This is a genomic window from Acinetobacter sp. YK3 (genome assembly GCF_001729365.1).
Taxonomy (GTDB): Bacteria; Pseudomonadota; Gammaproteobacteria; order Pseudomonadales; family Moraxellaceae; genus Acinetobacter; species Acinetobacter vivianii.
The window spans coordinates 1-5,962 of the sequence record NZ_LZPJ01000057.1 but is presented as its reverse complement, the minus strand read 5'-3'; the positions used below and the strand labels follow the sequence as shown (position 1 = coordinate 5,962).

The 5,962-nt window shown below is 41.5% G+C and carries 8 protein-coding genes and 1 pseudogene; all 9 read left to right on the top strand.

The window, feature by feature from the left end:
* Nucleotides 1–438, top strand: a pseudogene (locus A9Z07_RS05230) (elongation factor 4); the annotation flags it as partial.
* Nucleotides 439–510: 72 nt separating this feature from the next.
* Entirely contained in the window at nucleotides 511–1,374 is an 864-nt protein-coding gene (gene lepB / locus A9Z07_RS05225) for a signal peptidase I (RefSeq protein ID WP_069577497.1), read from the top strand.
* Between the two features lie 24 nt (nucleotides 1,375–1,398).
* Nucleotides 1,399–1,776 (top strand): DUF4845 domain-containing protein, encoded by a 378-nt coding sequence (locus tag A9Z07_RS05220; RefSeq protein WP_047432431.1) that lies wholly within the window; start codon nucleotides 1,399–1,401, stop codon nucleotides 1,774–1,776.
* On the top strand, nucleotides 1,745–2,440 hold the full coding sequence (rnc, locus tag A9Z07_RS05215; protein WP_004771512.1) for a ribonuclease III: 696 nt from the start codon (nucleotides 1,745–1,747) through the stop codon (nucleotides 2,438–2,440). Before A9Z07_RS05220 ends, rnc begins: the two co-directional genes overlap by 32 nt.
* Before the next feature lie 4 nt (nucleotides 2,441–2,444).
* Nucleotides 2,445–3,473 (top strand): GTPase Era, encoded by a 1,029-nt coding sequence (gene era / locus A9Z07_RS05210; protein ID WP_004771513.1) that lies wholly within the window; start codon nucleotides 2,445–2,447, stop codon nucleotides 3,471–3,473.
* Between the two features lie 15 nt (nucleotides 3,474–3,488).
* Nucleotides 3,489–3,686, top strand: coding sequence for an NF038104 family lipoprotein (locus tag A9Z07_RS05205; RefSeq protein WP_004771515.1), 198 nt, complete (start codon nucleotides 3,489–3,491; stop codon nucleotides 3,684–3,686).
* Between the two features lie 9 nt (nucleotides 3,687–3,695).
* Nucleotides 3,696–4,403, top strand: a complete 708-nt coding sequence (recO, locus tag A9Z07_RS05200) for a DNA repair protein RecO (protein WP_005256826.1) — start codon at nucleotides 3,696–3,698, stop codon at nucleotides 4,401–4,403.
* Between the two features lie 55 nt (nucleotides 4,404–4,458).
* Nucleotides 4,459–5,187: a pyridoxine 5'-phosphate synthase gene (gene pdxJ, locus A9Z07_RS05195; protein ID WP_069577495.1), complete on the top strand. Its 729-nt coding sequence runs from the start codon at nucleotides 4,459–4,461 to the stop codon at nucleotides 5,185–5,187.
* Between the two features lie 4 nt (nucleotides 5,188–5,191).
* Nucleotides 5,192–5,848 (top strand): tRNA-(ms[2]io[6]A)-hydroxylase, encoded by a 657-nt coding sequence (locus tag A9Z07_RS05190; RefSeq protein WP_069577493.1) that lies wholly within the window; start codon nucleotides 5,192–5,194, stop codon nucleotides 5,846–5,848.
* The last annotated feature ends 114 nt before the right edge of the window (nucleotides 5,849–5,962 follow it).

Sequence of the window (5,962 nt, the reverse complement as noted above, 5' to 3'; positions counted from 1 at the left end):
ATGGATTTCTTTGACAAATTAAAATCATGTTCACGTGGTTTTGCATCACTCGACTATAACTTTGTTCGTTTCGAAAGTTCAGCTTTGGTTAAGGTGGATGTATTAATTAATAGCGAGAAGGTTGATGCCTTGGCGATGATTTGCCACCGTCAGGATGCGCGTCATCGTGGTATTGCACTGGTTGAGAAAATGAAAGATCTCATTCCACGTCAAATGTACGATGTTGCGATTCAGGCTGCGATTGGTGCACAGATCATTGCCCGCTCTACTGTAAAAGCGATGCGTAAAAACGTATTGGCTAAATGTTATGGTGGTGACGTTTCACGTAAGAAGAAACTTCTTGCGAAGCAGAAAGAAGGTAAGAAACGTATGAAGCAAGTGGGAAGTGTTGAAATTCCACAAGAAGCGTTCTTGGCTGTATTGAAAGTCGATAGATAAAGAAATGAAGCTGGGGAAACCTTTGGTTTTACCGAGCTGCAAAACGAGCAGTGAGACTGCAAGAGAGGGTTTGTGGATTTTGATTTTAATTTGATTCTGGTACCAGCGACGCTGATTTTCTTTTTGGTGTGGTTGCTTGATAAATTTGTATTTAAACAACGTGCAAATAAAGGGCGGAATCAGGAACATTTTCTTATCACATGGGCATATGACTTCTGGCCTGTGTTGGCGGTCGTGCTAATTCTACGTTCTTTCTTATATGAACCATTTAATATCCCTTCTGACTCAATGGTACCGACCTTGGAGACAGGTGATTTTATTCTGGTGAATAAATTTGATTATGGTTTACGTCTCCCTGTCGTAAACACCAAAGTTGTCAATGTTGGCGAGCCTAAACGTGGTGAAGTGATTGTATTTCGTTATCCACCGCAACCAACGATTAGCTATATTAAACGTGTAGTGGGTTTGCCGGGTGATCATATCCAGTTTAAAGCGGGTGAGTTAACGATTAATGGTCAGCAAATTGCAAAAGTGGTAACACAATTCTCACGTGTGAAAGACCAGCAAGACACACCAACTGCTTTGTATTTTAAAGAAACATTAGGTGAACACCAGCATTTGATTCGTTATCTGGAAGGGCGTAACCCACTGGTTGAACAGTTCCAGTTTGCGCAATTAAAAGGTGCTGAAGCCTTGGTTCCATTTGTTGCTAAAGCCAATGACGTCTTTATCAAAAGCAATGGACAGGATTGGGAAGTCACCGTGCCTGAAGGTCAATATTTCGCAATGGGCGATAACCGTGACCAAAGTGCGGATAGTCGTTTTTGGGGCTTTGTACCTGAAGCGAATTTAACAGGTCGAGCTTTTTATATATGGATGCATAAAGAGCCGGGCTTTAATCTTCCAAGTTTCAACCGAAATGGTAAGATTGATTGATAAAAACATAAAGGAAATATAAAGATGCGTAAATCTCAACTTGGGACTTCGTATATTGCAATTTTATTTGGGGTGGTTTTATTTGCAGTTGCTGTGAAAGCAGCAATTGCGATCTGGCCAGCATACTGGGATGACAAGCTGATTAATAGTCAGATTGAAGGCTTATTAAAAGATAGCCCTGCGAACATTACACCAAGTAAGTTCGCCTCTCAGATGGATCAACGTTTTGATATGAACGGTATCCGTGATCTACATTTTAAGGATATTGCGCAAGTGACTTATAAAGATGATCTTGTCGTAGTAAAGAAGTATGAAATCCGTAAGCCTTTCATGCTAAATATTAGTCTAGTTATGACCTTTGAGAAGACTTTTGACCAAAAATCTGCAAAACAAGCTCAATGATACTCGGTTGCAAGGACGAATCGGTCACCAGTTTAAACAGATTGATTTGTTGAAACTGGCCTTAACCCATCGTTCTGTCAGCCATAAACACAATTATGAACGCCTAGAATTTCTAGGCGATTCATTATTGGGAATGATCGTTGCGAATTATTTGTACAATGCCTATCCGCTGGAAAATGAAGGTCGCTTAACGCGAATGCGTGCGACTCTGGTTCGACAGGAAGCGTTAGGAAAAATCGCAAATGATTTACAACTGAGTCGGTCATTAATTTTAAGCACTGGCGAGCTAAAATCAGGTGGTCATCACCGTGAATCGATTTTGGCAGACACAGTTGAAGCAATTATTGGTGCTATTTATTTAGACTGTAATGATCTCAACCTGTTGGAACGCATTGTGTTAAAATGGTATGAACCATATCTTGATCATATCGAACCGACAGATCAACTGAAAGACCCGAAATCACGTTTGCAAGAGTATTTACAAGCACGTAAAAAACCTCTCCCAGTTTACGAGGTTGTAGATATTCAGGGCGATGCGCCGAATCAGCATTTCAAAGTGGAATGTTTGGTCGATGGATTGCCAAAAATTCAAGGCGAGGGCTCAAGTCGTCGTTTTGCCGAACAAACGGCAGCGGCAGAGATTTTAAAATTATTGGAGCAATAACCTGATGTCCCATTCAAATGAAAATAAGCCAGAAGCAGCAGCTGAGCAGCAAGACGGCAATAACTTAATTGATCAATTTTTTAGTTCTCAAGGAACGACGATTCCTTCAGATTTTAAAAGCGGTTTTGTTGCGATCGTTGGTCGCCCAAATGTCGGTAAGTCGACATTAATGAACCATTTATTGGGTCAAAAACTGTCAATTACTTCACGTAAGCCACAAACCACACGTCATAAAATTGTTGGTATTGATTCTCGTGAAAAATCACAGGCGGTATTTGTTGATACTCCAGGGATGCATAAGAAAGAAGTGCGTGCGATCAATAAAATGATGAACCGCGCTGCTCATTCAGCATTGCGTGATGTGAATCTGGTTTTATTTGTGGTTGATGCACAGAAGTGGACTCAAAACGATGAACTGGTTTTGGAAAAGCTGAAAAATGCAGATATGCCCGTAATTCTTGTGATCAATAAGCTGGATACCTTTGAGAACAAAAACGAAGCATTACCGCTGATTCGTGAACGTGCCAAGTTAATGAACTTTGCCGAGATTGTTCCTGTATCTGCATTGCGTGGTGCCAATCTTGAGCATCTGCGTGATACGATTGAAAAGTATCTGCCTTATCAGCCGCCATTGTATTCACTGGATCAGATTACTGACCGTTCTGAACGCTTCCTTGCGAGTGAAATTATTCGTGAGAAAATCATGCGTCAGTTGGGTGAAGAACTGCCATACGATTTGACTGTACAGATTGAATCTTTTAAAACAGAAGAAGCGACTGTAAATGAAAAAACGGGGCGTTTAAAACCACCTTGTACTTATATTGATGCGACGATCTTTGTTGAACGCCAAGGCCAAAAAGCCATTGTGATTGGTGATAAGGGTGCGAAGCTGAAAAGCATTGGTATGGATGCGCGTGCTGACATGGAAAAAATGTTTGAACAAAAGATCATGCTAACGCTTTGGGTGAAAGTCAAAGGTGGCTGGTCTGATGATGAGCGTGCTTTGAAAAGCTTGGGTTATAGCGATATTTAAGCAATGGAAACAGGTATGAAAACAACAATTCGTGTATTCGCAATCGTGACATGTATTTTCATGTTGCAAGGGTGTGTTCATAAGCTTGTAACTGTACCTGTTAAAGTGGCTTATAAGACAACTAAAGGTGTAGTCAAGGGAACGGCAGCTGTCGTTGGTGCGGTTATTCCTGATGGTGATGATGAAGAAAAGGATGAAAAGAAGAAGGACTAATATCGTTCCATGATGCGTAATGAAGTCCTGCATGGCTATTTGATTCATCATCGTAAATATCGTGAAAAAAGCCATATTGTGCATTTATTTACACAAGAATATGGTCGGGTGGATGGAATCTTAAGACAGATTCCTCCACCGCAGTATCAACCTATTTGCTTGCAAGCGACAGGCAAATCCGAGCTTAAAAATTTCACTAAACTGGAAATTCTGAATCAGCCTGTTTTCTTTCATGGCGATGCATTTTTTGCCGGTTTCTATTTAAATGAAATTGTGTTGCGCCTTTGTCCCTTGGAAGAGGCTTTACCGCAAACATTTGAGCAATATCAGTTGACCTTGTTGCAGTTGCAGCAACTTGCTTCACATCAGCAAGCGTCTTTATTCTTACGACAAATCCTGCGTCAATTCGAGCATGTTTTATTGCAAGAGTTGGGCTATGCCATCGATTTCTCTGTGGATGCAAATCAACAAGACATCTTGCCACTTCGACATTATCAATTTCAGCTGAATGATGGCTTTCTGCCCGTTGCGCAAGCATCACGTTCGACACTTTCCGGTACGTTGATTGCATCTATGCAAAACCATGAAGATGGTCAGGATTTTTCTCACGAACAATTGCAATTATTGGGTAAACTATACCGTCAAATGATTAGCTCATTGTTGGGTGACCGGCCACTCAAAAGCCGTCAACTCTGGATTCAAAGTACACAAACTTGATATTCCTGATGTATTGAAAATAATTATTCAGGGCTAAACCGATAGGATATTTTTTATGGCTGCAATCTTGGGTGTAAACATTGATCATGTTGCAACATTAAGACAGGCACGTGGTACAACTTACCCTGATCCAGTTCAGGCTGCTTTGGTTTGTGAACAAGCGGGTGCAGAGGGGATTACCTTGCATTTACGTGAAGATCGTCGCCATATACAGGATGATGATGTACGTCGTATGCGCCCATTATTGAAAACTCGAATGAATCTTGAGTTGGCAGTGACAGATGAAATGGTTGCATTTGCCAAAGAGATTCAGCCTCAACATGTTTGCTTTGTCCCTGAACGTCGTCAAGAGGTGACAACCGAAGGTGGTCTGGATGTTGTAGGGCACTTTGAAAAAGTGAAGGCAGCAACACAAGCATTGGCTGCGATTGGCAGTGATGTGTCGTTATTTATCGATGCTGATCTGGCTCAAATTGATGCGGCTGTCGCATGTGGTGCGCCGACCATTGAGATTCATACTGGTGCTTATGCAGATGCAGAGACTGAGGAACAGCAGCAAGCAGAATTGGCTCGTATTATCAAAGGTGTGGAGTATGCAGCTGCTAAAGGTCTGGTTGTGAATGCAGGTCATGGCTTAAATCTGGACAATGTTGCAGCGATTGCAGCGATCCCTCAAATTCATGAGCTGAATATTGGTCACTCGATTATTGCAGATAGCGTATTCGTTGGACTGGCCCAAGCGGTAAAAGATATGAAAGCAGCAATTCAGGCTGCTGCGAGATAAGTTGATGAGTAGTGTAAATTATGATGAGTTAATGCAACCCGTCATTGCGTTTTTAGGTTGTACAACACCTCAGGTATGGTTGGATGAAGCGGTAAATAACCTTGATATCTTGATGCAAGACCATGCCAACTGTGAAAAGAAAGCAGCAAGTACAGCCATGAATTTGATGTTCCGCTATAGCTTTTTTACAGACTTGCAAGTGAAATTGGCGCAATTGGTTCGTGAAGAGATGCTGCATTATGAGCAGGTGCTTGAATTCATGAATAAGCGCGGCCAAGAATGGAAGGGTTTGAGTGCAGGGCGTTATGCAGGTGGGTTGCGTAAAGAAATCCGTACTTACGAGCCTGAAGCATTGATTGATGTCATGATCATTGGTGCATTTGTAGAAGCACGTTCATGTGAGCGTTTCTACGCGCTTGCACCGATTGTTGATGATGAGCTGGGGCGTTACTACCGTTATTTGCTTAAATCGGAATCTCGCCATTTTGAGGACTATTTAGCGTTGGCTTTAGATGTCGCAAAATCAGCGAAACTCAAAGATCCAGAAGAAGATATTCAGCAACGCATTGAATATATCCGTGAAGTGGAAAAAAATCTGATTTTAACTCCAGATGATACGTTCCGTTTTCATAGTGGTGTACCCGCAAAGGTTGCAGCTTAATCTGAATTTGAAAGAAAAAACCTCTGATCAGCAGAGGTTTTTTTATGACTATTGGATTTTATAGCGTCATAAAAAAAGCCCCGATCAATGATCAGGGCTTTTTAGAATCTTGGC